The sequence below is a fragment of the Vibrio sp. 10N.286.48.B8 genome, from assembly GCF_003050085.1.
Lineage (GTDB): Bacteria > Pseudomonadota > Gammaproteobacteria > Enterobacterales > Vibrionaceae > Vibrio > Vibrio crassostreae.
Map to the genome: position 1 here is coordinate 93,870 of NZ_PIGD01000005.1, position 21,030 is coordinate 114,899.

Here is a 21,030-nt window from a genome sequence, read left to right on the forward strand (position 1 = left end):
GGATTATCGCTGACGGAAAAAGTAGGGAATATTGAGAATGAGTGACGCGTTATATTGGCATGTTTCTGGGCAAGGGCCTGATTTAGTACTGGTTCATGGCTGGGGAATGAACGGTGCGGTGTGGCAACAAACCGTTAATGCATTACAAGCTGATTTCCGAGTGCATGTTGTCGATTTACCAGGGTATGGACACAGCGCACACTGCCACGCTCAAGATCTTGAAGAGATTGCTCAGCAACTGTTGGCCGAAGCGCCTAAACAAGCGATCTGGGTGGGTTGGTCGCTCGGTGGTTTGGTCGCAACGCACATGGCTCTTCATCACTCAGATTACGTGAGCAAGCTTGTGACTGTCGCCAGTTCTCCTAAATTCGCTGCTGCTAAAGAGCCCGTATTATGGCGAGGTATTCAGCCAAACGTATTAAGCGCATTCACCGAACAGCTGGTGGAAGACTTCCAAACCACCATCGAACGCTTTATGGCATTGCAAGCCATGGGTAGCCCTTCAGCAAGACAAGATGTAAAACAGCTCAAGCAAGCGGTGCTGTCTCGCCCGTTGCCGAACCCTGAATCATTATTAGCAGGATTAAAGATGCTGTCGGACGTCGACCTGCGTGAACAATTGCCTGAGATTTCAGTGCCTATGTTGCGCTTGTATGGTCGATTAGATGGATTGGTGCCAATCAAGGTGGCCAAAGATTTGGGCAATGCTCTGCCTCATACTGAGCAATACATCTTCACGCAGTCTTCACATGCGCCGTTTATGACCGAAGCCGATGCCTTTTGCAGTGAACTGGTCAGCTTCGCCCAAAAATAATCGCTAAATTTATTGCCGGCTTGGTCGATATATAACCTAATACCAATCACAGTAAGTAAGTGTTCAAAAATAGTGTAGGAAAAAGGCTAGAGAACAAGGCAGAGCTTTTTGATAAGTAGTTATTCTACAATCAAAAGTTCTAACGCCGTTATCGAGCGTTTTAACAAGCTAGGTTGAGCAGTTATTTACCACGATTGGTATAACACCAATGTACAGCATGATACTCAGACCTAACTCTCTCCTGAGCTGATTGCGGTAAGTTGGGCTATGCCTGTTGTGCTGACTCACAGTACAACAGCGTTATAGCAATAACGATGGGCGATTCTTGAGGAGAGTTCGCGATGATTGTGTCACCTGCAACTGCAGTGAGTGTGCCACTAATCGCCCCGTCCGTTAATGTGCAAACAGAGCAAGTTGCGCGTGATAATAGAGTTCGAGAACCTGTCGCTCCCGCCGTAGCATTGGCGAAAACCAATGCAGAGCGAAAGGTAAAGTCGGACGATAAGCGAAGGCAGCAGTCGGCTTGGGATCCTTCAGACCATCCGGGTTATGAAATGGAGAACGAGTCAGAGGCCAATTCGATTAGCCAAGAAGAGCCACAAGATCCTTTTGATAGGCTGTTCAGCTTGTTGGCACTGAGAACTTACAGTGCTGACCAAGGAAAAGGCTATACCATGCGTTTTCGCCTGCCAAAGCATGTTTTAGATGCGGCGATTCAGGAGGGACAGATGGAGAAACGACGTAAGGTCATAAAATATCATTATGGTCATGCTGTTGCGCCTCATGCTCCATCAGAAATGCTGATTGTGTTGTAATTATACTCTTCATACTTGAAGCCGCAGCGTTGTTAACTGCGTAAGTTCACCCTAATTACATAGAACCCCTATGCTCATAGGGATGAACTTACTTGTTGCCTAGCTGCAACCCCAATTATTTCGAGTATAAAATACGTAGAATACAGCTCAGCTTCGATGTCTTTTTTGAACACATAATAAAAACCTGCATACCCTAAGGGATGCAGGTTTTTTGTTTTAAGCACATCAGCTTTTTAGATGAGCTAATGGATTATTTTTTCGCTTTAGCAAAGGCTGCGGCAAAAGCACCGCCCATCGCCGCGTTTTGTTGCGGCTCCTCACGACGGCGTTGTCCACCTTGTGAATTCTGGTTCGGGCGGTTTTGCGTGCGAGGTGCACTTGAACGTTGAGCACGGTTATCTTGTCCCGGCTCGTCCTTCATACGCATGCTTAGCGCAATACGCTTACGCTGAACATCGACTTCCATTACCTTCACCTTGACGATGTCACCGGCTTTAACCACTTCACGGGGGTCAGAGACAAAGCGATCGGTGAGCGCTGAAATATGCACTAAGCCATCTTGGTGAACACCAATATCAACGAAGGCGCCAAAGTTAGCCACGTTCGATACCACGCCTTCTAGAATCATGCCCGGTTCTAAGTCTGAAACGCTGTTTACGCCATCAGCGAAGGTTGCTGTCTTAAATTCAGGGCGAGGGTCACGTCCCGGTTTATCCAGCTCCTTGATGATGTCGCTTACCGTTGGTACACCAAAGTTTTCATTGGTGTAATCAATGGCATGCAAGCCACGCAGGAAGTCTGTGTTACCCACCAGAGATTTGATGTCTTTGTGGTTTTTCTCAGCGATGCTTTTCACCACAGGGTAAGCTTCTGGGTGAACCGATGATGCATCGAGAGGGTTCTTGCCGTCCATAATTCGTAGGAAACCAGCACACTGTTCAAAGGCTTTTGGCCCCAAGCGAGCGACTTTCTTCAGCGTAGTACGCGCTTCAAAACGACCATTTTCATCACGGAAATCCACGATGTTCTGAGCGATGGTGCTAGAAAGGCCCGCTACGCGAGTAAGTAGTGCGGCAGACGCGGTATTCACATCAACACCTACGGCGTTTACACAGTCTTCGACAATCGCATCGAGGCGTTTAGCGAGCATAGTTTGGCTCACATCGTGTTGGTATTGGCCCACACCGATCGATTTAGGGTCAATTTTCACCAGCTCTGCCAATGGATCTTGCAGACGACGCGCGATAGACACTGCACCACGGATCGATACGTCCATGTTCGGGAACTCTTTTGCTGCTAACTCAGACGCAGAATAAACCGATGCGCCCGCTTCGCTAACAATGATCTTTTGTGCTTTTAGGTTGCCACGCTTAATCACATCAGCCACGAAGCTGTCGGTTTCGCGGGAAGCTGTGCCGTTACCAATCGCAATCAGGTCAACGTTGAACTGATGAACCATCTGCTCAACCACGTGTGCTGACTTGTCGTATTGCTTTTGCGGTGGGTGAGGGTAAATAGTCTCTGTCGCTAGAACTTTACCTGTTGAGTCCACAACAGCGATTTTCGAACCGGTACGTAAACCTGGATCCAAGCCCAATGTTGCTCGAGGGCCAGCAGGCGCAGCCATTAGCAGGTCTTTAAGGTTGGTTGCGAATACTTCAATTGCTTCGATCTCTGCTCGTTCTTTCATCGCGCCCATCAATTCGGTTTCCATGTGCATAGAAACCTTGATGCGCCATGCCCAGCTAATCACTTGCTTACGCCAAGCATCTGCAGGAGCGCTGCTTAGAGTAATACCGTAGTGATCAGAGATGATGTTCTCGCAGTAAGAACCGCGTACACCTTCTTCTTGTTCAGGGTCTGCATTCATTGCCAACGTTAAGAAGCCTTCATTTCGGCCTCGCAACATGGCTAACGCACGGTGTGAAGGTACTTTGTTTAGCGTTTCGTTGTGTTCGAAATAGTCTTTGAACTTCTCACCTTCGTTCTCTTTGCCAGCCACAACACGAGCACCAAGCTCTGCGTTGCGGTTCAGGTGTTGGCGAATCTTTTCAAGCAGGTTTGCGTCTTCCGCAATGCGCTCCATGATGATCGCGCGTGCGCCATCCAGTGCAGCTTTGGTATCGGCAATGCCTTTATCGCTGCTGATGAAGTTAGCTGCTTCCGTTTCCGGATCGTGCTGTGGTTCATTCCATAACGTATCGGCAAGTGGCTCTAAGCCTGCTTCAATCGCGATCTGACCTTTGGTACGGCGCTTTGGTTTGTATGGAAGGTATAAATCTTCTAGACGAGTCTTGCTGTCTGCTTGAGTGATATCACGCTCGAGTTCTGGCGTGAGTTTTCCTTGGTCTTGAATCGACTTAAGAATCGTTTGGCGACGATCGTCTAGCTCGCGAAGATAAGAAAGGCGGCTATCAAGGTTACGTAGTTGGGTATCGTCTAAGCCACCCGTAACTTCTTTACGGTAGCGGGCAATAAAGGGAACGGTGTTACCGTCGTCAATTAGGTTTACTGCGGCAGTGACTTGCTCAGAACGGACATTCAGTTCTTCAGCGATCAGTCGACAGATAGCTTGGCTCATCCGATGAATCTCTTATTTAATATCATGACAAATACATGGGGGTGAGCGTACGCTTTTTCTAGCTTTGGCTGTGTAATTATCCTGTCAGAAGTCGAATTTCCGTTTCTGATACCTGCTTTGTGCGAGATCTCTTACAAGTGATGTGAGACTAAGTCGCTTTAAACCAATGAAATCGTCTTGTTTTTTATCTAAGTAATTGATTTTATTGGATTGTGTGTTTGTGGGCGTATTTCCCACCTGAAATGTTTTTTGCAACTATCTAGGAAACTCGCTCAATTACCGTAATATTTAACTTGTCGACAGGGAGTTGGCAGGAACAGGAAAAAGCCTAATGGACTAGGTATCTTCAGGATGAAGATTTGATTACTTAGGATGAGTGGTCAGCAAGGAAGTAATAATCTCTGGATGAGATTCGCCAGTCAGGATGACAGGCTAGAATGGACACCGCTAGGATGGCGATGAACAAAAAGGAAATTGGTTAAAGGATTTAGCCACTATCAAGGAAAGATGCAGGGAGCACCTTATCTCGAAGAGATAAACAGTAGCCGGATTGCTGCGATAGAGACTTAACCCCGTCAGGCGAAAGCCTAGCGGGGTTTTCTTTTGTCTGGAGTTTGAGTTTGCTTGAATACTCAGCTCATCGCTAAGTATTTATTAAGTTTGGTTATTCGTTGTCTGCGTAGCGAATCGAGTTAATGAACCACTCTTTGTCGCCTTCCGGTGTTTTTACCGTAAACTCATCATCCACTTCTTTCTTGAGCAGAGCTCTAGCCATTGGTGAGTCGATAGAGATATAGCCTTTAGCATCGCCGTATATCTCTTCTGGGCCGACAATTCGAAACTTCTTAATTTCCCCATCATCATTCTCAATTTCGACCCAAGCCCCGAAAAATACCTTACCTTCTTGTTGTGGCGAGTAATCAACGATCGTGACATCAGGTAGGAACTTTCTTAAGAAACGTACTCGGCGATCGATCTGACGAAGTAAACGCTTATTGAAGGTGTAATCTGCGTTTTCTGAACGATCTCCAAGGCTTGCAGCCCAAGTGACTATCTTAGTAATTTCAGGACGCTTCTCGTGCCATAAGTGGTCATGTTCTGCTTTAAGTTTGTTATAACCTTCTCGAGTGATAAGTTTGGTTTTCATAAATCTGACTTAATGAAATGATGATCTAAGATAGAATATATAGAAAGGCAACATACGTTAACAATTATTTAGGCGACTTTTTCTCCAATAATGTTACATTTTTAATGTATTGAACTCATTAGACTGTGCCCAAAAGCTTATAATCCAATAAGCGATTAATAGGTGGAACCATTACATGCAAGAAAACTACAAAATTTTAGTGGTCGATGACGATGCTCGTTTACGTGCACTGTTAGAGCGCTATCTGTCAGAGCAAGGCTTTCAAGTGCGTAGCGTGGCAAACAGTGAGCAGATGGACCGCCTGTTAACCCGTGAAAATTTTCACTTGATGGTATTGGATTTAATGTTACCGGGCGAAGACGGTCTGTCGATCTGTCGCCGTCTAAGAAACGCAAACAACTCGCTACCTATCCTGATGCTGACTGCAAAGGGTGACGAAGTGGATCGTATTGTGGGTTTGGAAGTGGGTGCCGATGATTACCTACCGAAACCATTTAACCCACGCGAACTGCTTGCTCGTATCAAAGCGGTACTGCGTCGCCAAGTAATTGAAGCACCGGGCGCACCAAGCACAGAAGAGTCTGTGGTTGAGTTTGGTGAGTTTCGCTTGAACTTAGGTACGCGTGAAATGTTCCGTGGTGAAGAGCCAATGCCGCTTACTTCAGGCGAATTTGCGGTACTTAAGTCGCTAGTCACTAACGCGCGTGAGCCAATGTCTCGCGATAAGCTGATGAACATGGCTCGTGGCCGTGAGTATTCAGCAATGGAACGTTCTATCGATGTTCAGATTTCACGTCTGCGTCGTCTTGTTGAAGAAGATCCAAGCAAACCCCGTTATATCCAAACGGTGTGGGGCTTGGGTTATGTATTCGTTCCAGATGGTAAAGCTGTGTAATCTAGCTTTATAAGCTCAAAAGCCGCTTTATCGATTCTGTAATTCAGAATTCTCTATTTACGGGCCATCTCATTGATATGTGATGGCCCGTTTTGTATTCAGCACAATGGTTTAGAGTTATAGTTTCTATTATGTCTCTGTTTCTCCACCTTTCACTTTAGGCCTTCTATGCGCATACGTAGCTCCTTTACTCAGTCGATAGTGCTCTTTTTAACTCTGTTGGTTGCTAGCCAAATCTTTTCATATTACGCCGTGTTTAACTACGCATTGATGCCGAGTTTGCAGCAGTTTAATAAGATATTGGCACACGAGTTAAACCTGGTGTTGGACCAAGGCAGTGATATCGAAATCGATGCACCTCTGCGCCAGCGTGTGCTTGAGCAACTCGGAGTGACGGTTCACGCCAAGGATAGCGAGGCTGCGGGTGAGTATTATCATGCGGTCGCAATTGACCTGATGAGTGAGGAGATGACCAAAGAGCTGGGATCTGAAACCGAAGTGCGGTTGATTCTAGGTAAAGAGAGCTATGTGCTGTGGATGGACATTGCTCAGCTTCCTAACTCGTTGATTCGTATACCTCTGTCTGAGTTGCAAGAAGAAGATTTTGCACCACTATTTCGTAACAGCTTGATCATGGCGATGTTGATCGTCGCAGGTGGTTGGCTGTTTATCCGATTGCAAAACCGCCCGCTCATTGCGCTAGAGAAAGCCGCACAAGGTGTTGGACGCGGTGACATTCCACCGCCATTACCAGTGCAAGGTGCGCAAGAAATTCGTTCGGTAACTCGTGCATTCAATCAGATGTCGAAAGGCATACAAGAACTGGAAGAAGATAGGGCTCTCTTGATGGCTGGTATCAGTCATGATTTACGTACCCCGTTAACGCGTATTCGCTTAGCGACTGAGATGATGTCTCCAGAAGATGGTTACTTAGCTGAAGGGATCATCAGTGATACTGAAGAGTGTAACGAGATCATCAGTCAGTTTATGGATTACTTAAAGCCAGTCGATCGTGATTCATTCCAAGCGGTGTTTGTCGATGATATTGCACGCGAAGTATCGAGCTCTGAGGGTGGCTACGAGGTTCAGATTGAAACCGATATTCCAGAAACCATGAAACCTGCGTTGGGCAACCCGATCGCGATGAAGCGTGCAGTGAGTAACTTGGTGGTGAACGCGCTGCGCTATGGTAATGGTTGGGTCAAGGTATCGACCGGTATGACTGCAGACAATAAGTTGGCTTGGGTGACGGTAGAAGATAATGGTCCGGGCATCCCACAAGACCAAGTCGGTAAGTTGTTTGAACCGTTCACTCGCGGTGATACGGCTCGAGGCAGTGAGGGTACGGGCTTAGGCTTGGCAATTGTGAAACGTATCGTCAGCCAGCATCAAGGTGCGGTGGTGGTGAATAACCGCAGTGAAGGCGGTTTGAAAGCGCAGATCAGTTTTCCTGTGAAGCCGTAAGCTAAGTTTCATTGTTTGGCGAGTCGGTTGGGTTTCTGTTTCGAGATCCCCGACTCGGTCATTCTTCCCTCTCGGGGATGACGCATTGCTAACCATGGACTTTGACGATGACAGTTTACTTTGATCGTCATTCTCTATCGTGAGGAACGAGCGAATAGGGAATCTCGTTCTTGATTGATGGAAGTAACACACACGAAAAAGGCTTCCTTGAGGGAAGCCTTTTGCGTTTTGGATTACGTTAGTTTTGCTAGTTACGCCTTAGAATACACATCGCGTTCACCCAACCAGCGATTGATGATCGCTTTGGCATTCTCTGGGTAGCTATCGTGAATATGACGTGCGATACGCTGTACTTCAGGGATTAAACGTTGGTCTCGTATCAAGTCAGCAATCTTAAAATCGGCTAGGCCAGTTTGCTTAGTCCCAAGCAGTTCTCCGGGGCCACGGATCTCTAAGTCTCGTTGAGCAATAACAAAGCCATCGTTACTTTCACGAAGTACACCTAAACGTTTCTGAGCGGTTTTAGATAGCGGCGAGTGATACAGCAGTACACAATGACTTGCGACCGAACCACGACCAACACGGCCACGTAATTGGTGCAGTTGTGCTAGACCAAGACGTTCTGGGTTCTCGATGATCATTAAGCTCGAGTTAGGTACATCCACACCCACTTCAATCACCGTAGTCGCAACCAATAGGTGCAGTTTGTTCTCTTTGAATTCTTGCATCACCGCTTGTTTCTCGGCGGGTTTCATTCGGCCGTGTACCAGACCAATTTTCACATCTGGCAATTTACGTTGCAGCTCTTCTGCGGTATCAGCAGCGGCTTGCGCTTCCAATACTTCGGATTCATCAATCAGCGTACATACCCAGTAGGCCTGTTTTCCTTCATTAAGACACGCATTACGCACCCGCTCAACGATATCATCCCGTTTGGTATCAGGAATCGCCACGGTTTGAATCGGTGTACGACCCGGTGGCAGTTCATCGATAATCGAGGTTTCGAGATCGGCATAGGCCGTCATGGCGAGCGTTCGTGGAATTGGTGTTGCTGTCATCACTAGCTGGTGCGGGTAATAGCCTTGTTTTGCCCCTTTTTCACGTAGCTCTAAACGCTGATGGACACCAAATCGGTGCTGCTCATCAATGATCACTAAGCCAAGGTTTTTGAACTCGACATGTTCTTGGAACAAGGCATGAGTACCGACCACCATTTGCGCTTCGCCGCTAGCAATGCGTGCCAGTTCGGTTTCACGGGCTTTGCCTTTGAGTTTACCTGCCAGCCAACCGACTTGAATGTCCATTGCTTCAAACCAGTTAGTAAAATTAATCGCGTGCTGCTCGGCTAATAGTTCTGTTGGTGCCATCAAGGCGACTTGTTGGCCATGTTCCAGTGCGCGAACCGCCGCTAGTGCAGCAACCAAGGTTTTACCTGAACCTACATCCCCTTGCACTAAACGCATCATAGGGTGCGGCTTTTCCAAGTCAGCTTCGATCTCCTTGGTCACTCGTGCTTGCGCATTGGTCGGAGAAAAAGGCAGCTGAGCCAACAGCTTATCTTTGAGGGTGTTCGCTGGAGGAAAAGGCATCGCCTTGTCTTGCTGTCCTTTGCTACGAACAGACAGCATCGACAGGTTTTGAGCCAGTAGCTCTTCCATAATCAGACGCAGTTGAGCAGGGTGTTTACCTTCATCAAACAGCTCTAGGTCAATGCCTGGAGGAGGCCTGTGAATGGTATGCAGTGCTTGTGCTAGGGTGATTTGGTGGTCGTACAAGCCAGACGGTAGCAGCTCATTGACGGCAGCTTTGTCGATTAGCTCTAGAGCTTGGTCAGTGAGGTTGCGCAGTGTGACTTGTCTTAGCCCTTCAGTGGTTGGGTACACCGGGGTCAGGTTAGCTTCAACATCTGGCTGCTGCCTTGGGGCAAAGAACTTGTAGTCAGGGTGGACGATCTCAAGTCCCATATTACCGCGTTTGATCTCGCCGTAGGCGTGCACTTGTTTGCCTTCAGCAAAGTTATTCTTCATTCCTGCAGTAAAGTTGAAAAAGCGCAGCGTAATCGTACCGTTACCATCGCTGATCTTTACTGCGAGCATCTTACGTTTACCGAAAATGGTATCGACGTGCATTACTTTGCCCTGTACAGCAGCCCAAAGGCCGGCGTGCAACTTTACGATTGGATAGATACGTGTTCGATCTTCGTAGCGCAAAGGAAGGTGAAATAGCAGATCTTGTACGTTGTTAAGCCCAACCTTTTCCAGTTTCTCTGCGACTTTAGCGCCGACTCCAGATAAAGAGTTGAGAGGGATAGCAGATAAAAGCTGTGACATAACAAGGCTCATAAACGTAAGAGAGATAATCTATTCAAGCATTTTACTGGATTTTTGTACAGGATAAAGCTTAGAAGCAGATGCGGGATACGAGTAAACGAGATGCGAAGGGATGAAGAGCAGATGCGGGATGCGGGTAAACGAGATGCGAAAGGATAAGAGTAGATACGGGATGTGAGTAAACGAGATGCGAAAGGATAAGAGCAGATATGGGGTGCGAGTAAACGAGATGTGAAACGGTAAGAGCAGATAAGGGGGGCGAGTAAGCGAGATGCGAAAAGGTAAGAACAGATGTGGGATGCGAGTAAACGGGATACGAAAAGACTAAGAGCGAGTACGGGGTGTATGTAAATGGGATATGAGAGGAATAGGGCGCTATAAAAAACTAAAGCAGACTCGAAATACGAAAAGTTGAGTGGTGAAAAGCTTTTGCTCTTCGCATCTCGAGACTCGTATCTCTCATCTGCCTTATCGCTTTATCTATCGATATTCAAAAACTAAATCAGATGTGGAGCCAAGATGGTGAGTCACGAAGTCTTTTGCTCTTCGCATCCCGCCATCTCGAATCCCTCATCTTTATTTTGATCAGTTCTTACGACGTCTTACTTTCAGCGCATGTGGCATCACACGTAGCTTCTTCATAATGCTCGCAAGGTGAACACGATCTTTGGTGGTCAGCAAGATTGTCACTGTGTATAGGCGTCCATCACGTTCTTCGGTTGAAATACCGTGAATGTTAGAGCCTGTTTTCGAGATAACATTGGTTAGCTCAGCCAGTGCACCTTGATGGTTCTGCAGATCAACCTGAAGCTCAGCAGTGAACTCTTGGTTGTAATCGTCAGACCATTCAACCGCCATGTATTTATCTGGTTCTTTCTGGTAACCACGAACGTTTGGACACGTTTCGCGGTGAACCACAAGGCCACGACCTGGAGATACATGAGCAATGATGTGATCATCTGGAATCGGGTGACAACAGTTAGCGAACGTCAGTAGCAGGCCTTCAGCACCACGAATAGGCAGTTTCTTCCTAGGCGCATCGCTGTTGTTTTTCACTTCCGTCAGTTCGTCAGCATCACCCAGTAGGCGACGAGCAATAACGATACTCATCAGCTCACCAAGACCAATCGATGCGAGCAAGTCTTCAACGCTTTCTAGGCGCAAGTCAGACAATACATGTTCGAGATTCTCTTGGCCGATATCGGTAATAGAGTGCTCGCCAAGTGCGTGGTTCAGTAGACGACGACCAAGGGTAATCGACTCTTCACGACGCATGGTTTTCAGAACCTGACGGATCTTAGTACGCGCACGTGATGTCACCACGTAGTTGAGCCATGCCGCATTTGGACGTGCGCCCGGAGCACTGATTATCTCAATGGTTTGGCCATTCTTCAGCGATTTGCTGAGTGGGTAAGGGTTCATGTCTACACGAGCACCTACACACATGTTGCCGACGTCGGTATGCACCGCGTAAGCAAAATCGACCGCTGTTGCACCTGCCGGAAGTTCGACAATGCGACCTTTCGGCGTGAATACGAAGATCTCATCTGGGAACAGGTCAGATTTAACGTTTTCAATGAATTCGAATGAGTTACCTGCGCTTTGTTGTAGCTCAAGTAAGCTCTGCATCCAACGTTGTGCTTTAACCTGTGCGGTTGTCCCGTTACTGCTGCGCGAGCCATTACCTTTGTAAGACCAGTGCGCCGCGACACCTTTATCTGCCATTTGCTCCATATCTTCAGTACGGATCTGGACCTCAACTGGCACCCCGTGAGGGCCGATCATTGACGTGTGCAGAGATTGGTAGCCGTTGGCTTTTGGTACTGCAATATAGTCTTTCATGCGGCCAGGACGAGGCTTGTACAGGCTGTGAGCCTGACCAAGTACGCGATAACAAGTATCTGGGGTATCAACCACTACGCGGAAAGCGTAGATATCCATAATGGTGTGGAAGCGCTGCTCTTTGGTTTTCATCTTGTTATAGATGGAGAACAGATTCTTCTCACGACCAAGTACGCGAGCAGGCAAACCGACTTCTTCAAGGCGGCCTTCGATTTCGCTATGGATACGTTGGATCATCTCCTTACGGTTACCACGCGCAGCTTTCACTACGTTTTTAAGTACGCGATAACGGTTCGGATAAAGGGCTTCGAAGCCTAACTCTTCTAGTTCGGTCTTGATGTTATGAATACCAAGACGGTGAGCTAGCGGAGAATAAATCTCGAGGGTTTCACGAGCAATACGACGCTTTTTGTCAGGACGAAGTGCCCCAAGCGTGCGCATGTTGTGAGTACGGTCAGCTAATTTGATCAAGATAACGCGGATGTCTTGCACCATCGCGAGAACCATCTTGCGGAAGTTCTCTGCTTGCGCTTCTTTGCGATCACGAAATTTAAGCTTATCCAGCTTAGATACACCATCAACCAGTTCAGCAACAGTATTGCCAAATTGAGCTTCTAACTCCTCTTTTGTAACTTCAGTATCTTCAATTACATCATGGAGTAGGGCTGCTTGCAGAGTTTCGATATCCAGACGCATTTCTGCCAGGATTCTTGAAACAGCAACAGGGTGGATTATGTATGGTTCACCCGTTGAACGGGTTTGCCCTTCATGGGCGTTTCTCGCTACCACATAAGATTGACGCAGAGCCTCAATTTGAGGCTCTGTTAGGTATTCTTGGGCAACGTCTTTGAGGCTATCGAATAGATACAAATTAAAGGCCCGGAAGGTTAATTAGTTCGAATGACGTTCTTATCGAGTGTGAGCGATGCTGCTTACTGCTGCAAGTTCAGCCGCTTCTTGCTCTTGTTGCTCTTGACGCTCACGAGCATCTAGTACGTCTTTAGTGATAAGACCTTCTTCGATTTCGCGAAGAGCGATAACCGTTGGCTTATCGTTTTCTTCAGGCACTAGTGAATCTTTACCGCCAGTTTGCATTTGACGTGCGCGGCGAGCCGCAATAAGAACTAGGTCGAAACGGTTGCCAACTTTTTCAACAGCGTCTTGAACAGTTACGCGTGCCATGAGGACTCCAAATAGTAATTAACTAATAAATTTTTGATGACGAGAAAGTATACAAGTTTAACTAGAGACTTTCTAGATCACCGTATACTTATCTCAATGGAAAATCCAGTTATACCAATCACAGTAAATAAGTGCTCAGAGATAGCGCCGGAAAAAAGTTTGAGAACAAGGCAGAATTTTTCGATAAGTAGTGACCCTACAATCAAAAATTCTAACGACGTTATCAGGCTTTTTCACAAGCTAGAATGACCAGTTGTTTACTACGATTGGTATCAGAGATTATTCCGCCAGTAGTGCTGTAAGCATGCCGCTGTATTTAGCTGCTTGCTTATCTTCTTTCAAACGCTCCGCACGAATGATTGCTCTGAAGTCCATTAGGGCTGCATCAAAGTCATCATTCACGATCACATAATCGTATTCTGCATAGTGAGAAATCTCTGATTTTGCTTCGCTCATGCGTTTCGCAATAACTTCGTCGCTATCTTGACCGCGAACATTCAAACGACGCTCTAGCTCACCATTTGATGGTGGAAGAATGAATACACTCTTTGCTTGAGGCATTTGTTCACGGATCTGACGAGCACCTTGCCAGTCGATATCTAGGAATACATCGATACCGCGATCTAGGTTTTCTTCAATCCAAACGCGTGAAGTACCGTAGTAGTTGCCGAATACTTCTGCGTACTCTAGGAACTCACCTTTACCAATAAGGTCTTCGAAGTGATGTTTTTCTACAAAGTGGTAGTGAACACCATTCTCTTCACCAGGGCGCATACCGCGAGTGGTGTGTGAAACAGATACCTTCATTGCGTAGGTTGGATTGGTTTCTAGCATTGCTGAGATCAAGCTCGACTTACCTGCGCCACTAGGTGCAGATACGATGTAAAGAGTACCTTTGCCCATCTGTATATTTCCACTGTTGGTTGGATTGAGTGAAGGCGATAAACCGACACTATAAAAGATAGCACTGACCTTAATTACGTTCCGGTAATTGCGCGTATAGAGCGGCAACTGGTGAAAATTAGGTCAGAAAAATGGAGGCGAAGAGTAGCACATTTAGATGATTGAGAACAACTGGCTTGATCGTTATTTATTAGCGAATGATCCTCTCAAGGATCTTTGTAGAAATGTAATCACTCATCATCTGCACTTTTTTATGTGATCTGGACAAAATCTGTTGAAGTTTTAATCTCAATCCTTACAATCCGCGCAAACGATTAAATGCTGTATATATCTAGTAAAAAGGTCTAGATGTTTCTACTACCGAGCCTACCTTGGTGACTACAGTTTTTAGTGTAGAGACCTCTCTATTCTCACAGCATTTGAATCACCACATTCTTAATTTATTGCAAAGGTTTTGTTGTGAGTACCGATTCCACCCTGAAAGCCCAGAACACCTCTGGCTCGCTTGATTCGATGTTTAAAATCACTGAAAGAAAGACCACGATCGGCACTGAGCTGTATGCAGGTTTCATTACTTTCTTGGCAATGAGCTACATCCTAGCGGTTAACCCAGCGATTTTGGGTGGTATTCCTGGCATGGATAAAGGTGCCGTGTTTACTGCAACGGCTCTGTCTGCGGCTATCGCAACCCTAATCATGGGCATTTGGGGCAACTACCCAGTGATGCTTGCGCCGGGCATGAGCATGAACGGCTTCTTCAAAGGTTTGCTATTAAGTGGTTCAGTCGCAGTACTTTGGAATGAGGCACTGTTCGGCATTTTCCTATCAGGTATCTTGTACCTCGCGTTCTCGTTGACCAATATCCGTAAATCGATGATTGAGTCGATTCCTGAAGACTTGAAGTTGGCGATTACCGTTTCTCTCGGTTTGTTCATTGCTTTCTTAGGTCTTAAGAATGCGGGCATCATCGTTTCGAACCCGTTTGTATTGGTTGGCTTAGGGGATATCTCAGACCCACAAGTGGTCATCGCTTACATCAGTATCTTTATTGCCCTTGGCTGTATGGTGCGTGACATCAAGCTGGCGACCTTTATCTCATTCGTATCAGCGATTGCACTGACAATTCTGGCTGACGTGTTCATGGGTACATCAAACGCGCCAATCCCTGAACAGTTAGTTGCGATACCACCGAGCATGGCAGGTAGCTTCGGCGCTATCTTTGATTTCTCTGCTTTCACGCCAGAGAAAATGTTCGACCTATTGTTCATCGTACTGATCTTCCTGATTGTTGATTTCTTTGATGGCTTGAGCACGATTGTTGGCGTTGGTCGCGATGCGGGTATTATCGATAAAGACGGCAAGGTGCCAAACGCGAAATCGGCTCTAGTGGCAGATGCGGGTGGTACGGTGATTGGTTCGATTCTAGGTACTACATCTATTACCGCGTTCTCCGAGTCTGGCATTGCTTCTTCTCAAGGTGCGAAAACGGGCTTGGCAGCAGTGATGGTGGCTGGTCTGTTCTTAATCTCGCTGTTCCTATACCCAATCTTCTCTATCTTCTCAGCTGCAATGGTTGCACCGGCGATGGTAGTAGTGGGCATCTACATGGTAGGTCGTCTTGGTCAGATCAACTGGGAGAAGAAAGAGTCACGTATTGCGGCCTTCTTCACCATCATGTTCACAGTGCTAAGCTTCTCTCCAGCGAACGGTATGGCGATGGGCTTTATCAGCTACGCATTCACAATGGTTGTGGCAGGTAAGCGTAAAGAAGTGCACCCGCTTATCTACGGACTGTGTGTGGTGTTCTTAACTTACCTGATTCTGCTTTAAGGCTAATCGGCTGAGTTAAGCTGAGACGAAGAATGAATAGATGGCTCTGCAGTGAATGTGGGGCCATTTTTGTATCTGCGGCTTCTACAAAAGGTGTGCAATTGATGGTGTTCTCCGACAGAGAGTGAGCGACTTATATTGATGCATGCTATTGTAGAGACTGGATTAATTATTTTTTGAAGAGTGACTATGCCTTCTAATTTACCTAGATCTTTTAGTAAGCCGTTTTTAAAAGTATTCCACATTATGGAAGCGGTATTGCTGGTGGCGATCACGCTCGCGACCTTGTTTGCGATGGTCGAAGAGTTCATGCATGTTTTCGCTGAACGCCGTGTACAGCTGACCGACATTCTACTGATGTTTATCTATTTAGAAGTGTTGGCCATGGTTCAGCAGTTTGTGATGAACGGTAAGATCCCAGTGCGATACCCAATCTATATCGCGATGATGGCGATTGCTCGTTACATCACTCTGGGCATGAAAGAACTCGATGCGGTATTGATCGTTTGGTTATCTTTAGCGGCATTTATCTTGGCCGCTGCAACACTCTTGATTCGTGTTGGGCATCATTATTGGCCGTATGTAGACCTTCGAACCAAGCAGCCAGATGAGTAACACTTTGAAGGTTAAGGTTTTATAAATGAAGCCCAGCGATATCGTTGGGTTTTTAATTGGGCTAATTGAACAAAAAAGCATCGATTTATCCAAATAACGCTTTACAAGCAGGCTAAGATCACCAAGAATGGCGTCGCTCTGTTTTCAGGGTTATTAAATGAAACATCCAGTTGTAAAGTAAAACCCTTAGTATTGCTTCATTGTTATTCTCAGTGTTTCCCTTAGCTTCATAGATACATTAAATAATTCAAGCTTTCAGCGCATCGCACTTTTGGCGATTAATTTTTTATTTTTATATAAGGGACACATCATGTCTAACAAAACAAACGGCGTAGTAAAATGGTTTAACGAAGAGAAAGGCTTCGGTTTCCTAACTCAAGACAACGGCGGCGCTGACGTATTCGTACACTTCCGTGCAATCGCTTCTGAAGGTTTCAAGACTCTTAAAGAAGGCCAACAAGTGTCTTTCGAAGTAGAGCAAGGCCAAAAAGGTCTTCAAGCTGCAAACGTTGTAGCTCTATAAGATTTTAAGTCGGCGCAGGTTGCAACAGCAACTTGCGTCACTTTCTCTCTCAAATCTGTTTCCTCCTCAGTTTTACCGTAACACTCTTCTCCACTTGCAATACCTCCTCAAAATATTCTTAAATTCTTTTGTACACCTGTTCCGTTCCATCTATCGCTGTATCTATTTCTTGCTCTAAGTAAATCTCCAGCGTAACTACCCGCTTACTGACTAGCCTTGATTTTCATTACTGTATCCATAAAAAAAGCCCCTAAAACTAGGAGCTTATCTTGATCTAATCAACACTGTTAGTTAATCAACACTGATTAGGCTAATGGCTATTCACAGCGTGTTACTGACAAACTGTTATTCAATGTTTTGGATCTGCTCACGCATCTGTTCGATAAGAACCTTAAGCTCTACGCCTGATGCGGTGATGTCTGTGCTGATAGACTTAGATGCCAGCGTGTTTGACTCACGGTTGAACTCTTGCATCATGAAGTCCAGTTTACGACCACAAGCGCCACCTTTCTTCAGTACTGCATTTGCTTCTTTCACGTGAGAATCTAGACGATCTAGCTCTTCTGCTACGTCTGACTTCTGCGCAAGTAGGATAAGCTCTTGCTCAACGCGAGAACCTTCCAGTTCGATTTTCGCATCTTCAAATTTGGTAAGAAGACGCTCACGTTGCCACTCTAGGATTTCAGGCATACGTGCACGAACTTTCACGACTTCTTCAGTGATTGCATCTAAGCGCTGTACGATTAGCGCCTTCATGTTTTCACCTTCACGAGCACGAGCATCAATGAATTCTGCGATAGCATCGTTGAATGCTTCTAGTAAGTCTTTGTTGATGGCATCCATGTCTTGCTCTGGCGTTTCCATCACACCAGGCCAGTTCATGACTTGGAATGGGTTCAAACGGCTCTCTTCGCCAGTCATCGTCATTACTTGGTTCGCCGCATTGATTACTTGCTGAGCCAAACCTTCGTTAATGCTTAGTTCGCCCTTTGCAGCAGGGTTTGCTTCAAAGCGTAGGTTACATTCAACCTTACCGCGCGCTAGACGCTTACGGAAACGCTCGCGCAAGATTGGCTCTAAACCACGGAACTGTTCAGGCATACGGAAGTAAGTTTCTAGGTAGCGTTGGTTTACACTACGGATTTCCCATACTGCGCTGCCCCAATCGCCTTTTACTTCTTTGCGTGCGTACGCGGTCATACTATAAATCATCGAATTTTCCTGTCTTTTATCATTCTGAAAATAACGCGCACGCATAGTATCACGATATGGTGTGCTCCCGAAGCTTGTCTCTTGTGACTATAAATAGCCGGTTACGGTAAATAGCTTTGAACGGTAAATAGATTTGAAAGATAAACTGCTATATAATCTCGCCCCAATCAAAACTGTCTCACCCCTTTCTTAGGTGATGCACTCTTTCGATAGTAAATCACTTCAGACTGTTAATAAGGTAGATACCAATGCGTCCAAATGACCGCGCTGTAGATCAAATTCGTCCAATTAAAATTACTCGTAACTACACAGCTTATGCTGAGGGTTCTGTATTAGTTGAGTTCGGCAACACTAAAGTTCTATGTAATGCGACGGTAGAAGAAAACGTACCGCGTTGGTTAAAAGGCCAAGGTAAGGGTTGGGTAACCGCTGAATACGGCATGCTGCCACGTGCAACGCACACTCGTAACCGTCGTGAAGCGGCGAGCGGTAAGCAAGGTGGTCGTACGATGGAAATCCAACGTCTGATCGCGCGTAGCCTACGTGCTGTTGTTGACCTGAAAGTAATGGGTGAAATCATGATCACTGTCGATTGTGATGTTATCCAAGCAGACGGCGGTACACGTACTGCTTCTATCTCAGGTGCAAGCGTAGCAATGGCTGACGCTATCAACAGCCTACTAGCAAGCGGCAAACTGAAAAAGAACCCAATGAAAGGCCACGTAGCGGCAGTTTCAGTGGGCATCGTTGGTGCACAAGCACTGTGTGACCTTGAGTACGTTGAAGACTCAGCAGCAGATACCGACATGAACGTTGTAATGACAGAAGACGGTAAGATGATTGAGATTCAAGGCACCGCAGAAGGCGAACCGTTCAGCCATGAAGAGCTGATGCAGCTTTTAGCCCTGGCGAATAAGGGCATTGCTGACATTGTTGAAGCGCAGAAGTCGGCGTTAGCAGAATAGTTTTTAGATAGCTCCTTTCATAAGGAGCTATTTTTTTGTCTGTAAAACTCGAAAGAGTAGTGCAGAGCGTAAGTTAAGTTTTATTGAATAAACGTAGAGGAAAAACATGAAAGCATATCAACGTGAATTTATTGAATTTGCACTAGAGAAAGAAGTACTTAAGTTTGGTGAGTTTACTTTAAAGTCTGGCCGTAAGAGCCCTTACTTCTTCAATGCTGGATTGTTTAATACAGGTCGTGACCTAGCACGCTTAGGTCGCTTCTACGCAGCGGCATTGGCTGATTCAGGTATTGAGTTCGATGTGCTATTTGGCCCAGCATACAAGGGTATCCCAATCGCGACCACAACAGCAGTTGCACTGGCGGATCACCACGATGTAGACACGCCTTACTGCTTTAACCGTAAAGAAGCGAAAAACCACGGTGAAGGTGGCAACCTTGTAGGTAGCGCACTTGAAGGCCGCATCATGCTGGTGGACGATGTGATCACTGCCGGTACTGCGATTCGTGAGTCGATGGAAATCATCCAGGCAAACGGCGCTGATCTAGCGGGTGTGCTTGTTGCTATCGACCGCCAAGAGAAGGGCAAAGGCGAGCTGTCTGCAATTCAAGAAGTTGAACGTGACTTCGGTTGTGCAATCATCTCAATCGTTAGCCTGACTGACTTGGTGACTTTCCTTGAAGAAAAAGGCACAGACGCAGCACATCTAGAGTCAGTAAAAGCGTACCGCGCTCAATACGGAATCTAATTCTTGAAGCGTCGAACCTAACGGTTTAGCGTTCTAAGTTTAGAATCGAAAAATCAAAAAGGCCCGAGAGATAAATATCTTTCGGGCCTTTTACTTTTCTATTGAAGTGAGCTGTTTTCTTATCTAAGAAATAGTCGCTCTATTTGTAGCGGCTACTCTATTTATAACGAATGCCGCGTTCAGCTTCTGGATCTTCCATGGTCTTGAAGCGTTTGTGTAGCCACATCCACTGTTCTGGTGCTCTTAAGATAATCTTCTCAAGATAGCTGTTCATGTAGGCAGCGGCGGCTTTCTCATCTTTTTGTGGATAGTTATCTTCAATTGACTCGTCGGCCATGATTTCATACTTGCCGTCGGCATTTCTAAAACCTGAACCCGGAACAAGTGCGCATCGGCTGGTGTACGCAAGAATGCTGGTACCTGTGGTAGTACACGCATCTTCTACCGAGAAGAAAGGCACAAACACCGATTTGTTACGACCGTAATCATGATCCGGAAGGTAGAAAAGGATCTCACCCTGGCGCAGGATTCGAATCATACGCTTCACGTCTTTACGGTGAATCAGGCGGTTGCCGTTTTGAGTACGACCACGGTATTGAATGAATTCATAAGCCGGATTGTTGTGCGGGCGATAAACACCTAAACCTGAAATACCGAGAACAGCCATTGCTCGCGCAGTGATCTCTAGGTTCAAGGCATGCACACAACACAGCAGAACACCTTTGCCGTTGGCTTTATGTGTACGCAGCATTTGAGTGTCTTTATCTACTAGGATTCGCTTGAAACGCCACGTCGGCCAAAACCAGGTAATGCCCGTTTCGATCAGTGCCATACCGGTGTTCTTGAAGTTCTCACTGACCATTGCCGCGACTTCATCTGCTGGCTTGTCTGGGAAGGCGAGCTCCAAGTTACGTGTTGCGACTGCTACGCGCTTTTTGCCATAGCGAGCGCCCAAAGAGCCTAATGATCGGCCTAACAGCAGTAAGAGGCGGTAAGGGAGAACGTTAACGATAAGCGCCAATAACCCAAAACCGAACCATACTCCCCAGTATTTAGGGTGGAGTAACGCCAGAGTAAAAGGTGGCTTAGTAATAACGTGTTGTGCAGTGCTGCTTGTCGGAGAAGTTTTCGTCGTCATAACCATCACTTAAGATTTGATTGCTA

Annotated in this window: 17 protein-coding genes and 1 riboswitch; of the genes, 9 read left to right on the plus strand and 8 right to left on the minus strand. The window is 46.3% G+C overall.

From position 1 onward, the window contains the following. Window positions 1-37: 37 nt before the first annotated feature. On the plus strand, window positions 38-814 hold the full coding sequence (bioH, locus tag CWO08_RS08015) for a pimeloyl-ACP methyl ester esterase BioH (protein WP_048663065.1): 777 nt from the start codon (window positions 38-40) through the stop codon (window positions 812-814). A 341-nt stretch (window positions 815-1,155) separates the two neighbouring features. After that, window positions 1,156-1,629, plus strand: coding sequence for a hypothetical protein (locus CWO08_RS08020; RefSeq protein ID WP_048661309.1), 474 nt, complete (start codon window positions 1,156-1,158; stop codon window positions 1,627-1,629). Window positions 1,630-1,879: 250 nt separating this feature from the next. Here CWO08_RS08020 and CWO08_RS08025 read toward each other — a convergent pair whose 3' ends face one another. Together CWO08_RS08025 and greB are read right to left on the minus strand one after the other, a co-directional pair. Continuing rightward, a complete protein-coding gene (locus CWO08_RS08025; protein ID WP_102479332.1) occupies window positions 1,880-4,210 on the minus strand; it encodes a Tex family protein in 2,331 nt (776 codons plus the stop codon). A gap of 664 nt (window positions 4,211-4,874) precedes the next feature. After that, window positions 4,875-5,357, minus strand: coding sequence for a transcription elongation factor GreB (gene greB / locus CWO08_RS08030; RefSeq protein WP_017062470.1), 483 nt, complete (start codon window positions 5,355-5,357; stop codon window positions 4,875-4,877). Window positions 5,358-5,532: 175 nt separating this feature from the next. Here greB and ompR point away from each other — a divergent pair, with 175 nt between their 5' ends. Continuing rightward, entirely contained in the window at window positions 5,533-6,252 is a 720-nt protein-coding gene (gene ompR / locus CWO08_RS08035) for a two-component system response regulator OmpR (protein ID WP_008218409.1), read from the plus strand. A gap of 168 nt (window positions 6,253-6,420) precedes the next feature. After that, window positions 6,421-7,716, plus strand: a complete 1,296-nt coding sequence (gene envZ / locus CWO08_RS08040) for a two-component system sensor histidine kinase EnvZ (RefSeq protein WP_102479334.1) — start codon at window positions 6,421-6,423, stop codon at window positions 7,714-7,716. Between the two features lie 251 nt (window positions 7,717-7,967). On the opposite strand, the gene recG is transcribed toward envZ, so the two are convergent. The 4 genes from recG to gmk form a co-directional block, all read right to left on the minus strand. Next, complete coding sequence (gene recG, locus CWO08_RS08045) at window positions 7,968-10,046, minus strand: ATP-dependent DNA helicase RecG (RefSeq protein ID WP_108020208.1); 2,079 nt, start codon at window positions 10,044-10,046, stop codon at window positions 7,968-7,970. A gap of 585 nt (window positions 10,047-10,631) precedes the next feature. Then, on the minus strand, window positions 10,632-12,758 hold the full coding sequence (gene spoT, locus CWO08_RS08050; RefSeq protein ID WP_048661313.1) for a bifunctional GTP diphosphokinase/guanosine-3',5'-bis pyrophosphate 3'-pyrophosphohydrolase: 2,127 nt from the start codon (window positions 12,756-12,758) through the stop codon (window positions 10,632-10,634). Between the two features lie 39 nt (window positions 12,759-12,797). Continuing rightward, window positions 12,798-13,070 carry a DNA-directed RNA polymerase subunit omega gene (rpoZ, locus tag CWO08_RS08055; protein ID WP_009848003.1) on the minus strand — a complete coding sequence of 91 codons (273 nt, stop codon included), beginning with the start codon at window positions 13,068-13,070 and terminating at the stop codon, window positions 12,798-12,800. A 279-nt stretch (window positions 13,071-13,349) separates the two neighbouring features. Then, window positions 13,350-13,973, minus strand: a complete 624-nt coding sequence (gene gmk / locus CWO08_RS08060) for a guanylate kinase (RefSeq protein WP_048661314.1) — start codon at window positions 13,971-13,973, stop codon at window positions 13,350-13,352. A 301-nt stretch (window positions 13,974-14,274) separates the two neighbouring features. Continuing rightward, window positions 14,275-14,374: riboswitch (purine riboswitch) on the plus strand. Between the two features lie 58 nt (window positions 14,375-14,432). Here gmk and CWO08_RS08065 point away from each other — a divergent pair. The 3 genes from CWO08_RS08065 to CWO08_RS08075 all read left to right on the plus strand — a co-directional run bounded on the left by CWO08_RS08065 (window position 14,433) and on the right by CWO08_RS08075 (window position 16,941). Then, window positions 14,433-15,803: an NCS2 family permease gene (locus CWO08_RS08065; protein ID WP_108020209.1), complete on the plus strand. Its 1,371-nt coding sequence runs from the start codon at window positions 14,433-14,435 to the stop codon at window positions 15,801-15,803. 189 nt (window positions 15,804-15,992) lie between these two features. Further along, complete coding sequence (locus CWO08_RS08070) at window positions 15,993-16,418, plus strand: phosphate-starvation-inducible protein PsiE (protein ID WP_050652097.1); 426 nt, start codon at window positions 15,993-15,995, stop codon at window positions 16,416-16,418. Window positions 16,419-16,728: 310 nt separating this feature from the next. Continuing rightward, a complete protein-coding gene (locus CWO08_RS08075) occupies window positions 16,729-16,941 on the plus strand; it encodes a cold-shock protein (RefSeq protein ID WP_004735656.1) in 213 nt (70 codons plus the stop codon). Between the two features lie 345 nt (window positions 16,942-17,286). Here CWO08_RS08075 and CWO08_RS08080 read toward each other — a convergent pair whose 3' ends face one another. Next, the gene (locus CWO08_RS08080; RefSeq protein WP_017063084.1) at window positions 17,287-18,153 is read right to left on the minus strand and encodes a YicC/YloC family endoribonuclease; all 867 of its coding nucleotides are present in this window, start codon (window positions 18,151-18,153) and stop codon (window positions 17,287-17,289) included. Window positions 18,154-18,401: 248 nt separating this feature from the next. Here CWO08_RS08080 and rph point away from each other — a divergent pair, with 248 nt between their 5' ends. After that, window positions 18,402-19,118, plus strand: a complete 717-nt coding sequence (gene rph, locus CWO08_RS08085; RefSeq protein WP_019826449.1) for a ribonuclease PH — start codon at window positions 18,402-18,404, stop codon at window positions 19,116-19,118. Between the two features lie 106 nt (window positions 19,119-19,224). After that, window positions 19,225-19,866: an orotate phosphoribosyltransferase gene (gene pyrE, locus CWO08_RS08090; RefSeq protein WP_017059267.1), complete on the plus strand. Its 642-nt coding sequence runs from the start codon at window positions 19,225-19,227 to the stop codon at window positions 19,864-19,866. A gap of 157 nt (window positions 19,867-20,023) precedes the next feature. Here the strand turns inward: pyrE and lpxL are convergent, their stop codons facing one another. After that, window positions 20,024-21,004: an LpxL/LpxP family Kdo(2)-lipid IV(A) lauroyl/palmitoleoyl acyltransferase gene (gene lpxL / locus CWO08_RS08095; RefSeq protein WP_108020210.1), complete on the minus strand. Its 981-nt coding sequence runs from the start codon at window positions 21,002-21,004 to the stop codon at window positions 20,024-20,026. Between the last annotated feature and the right edge of the window lie 26 nt (window positions 21,005-21,030).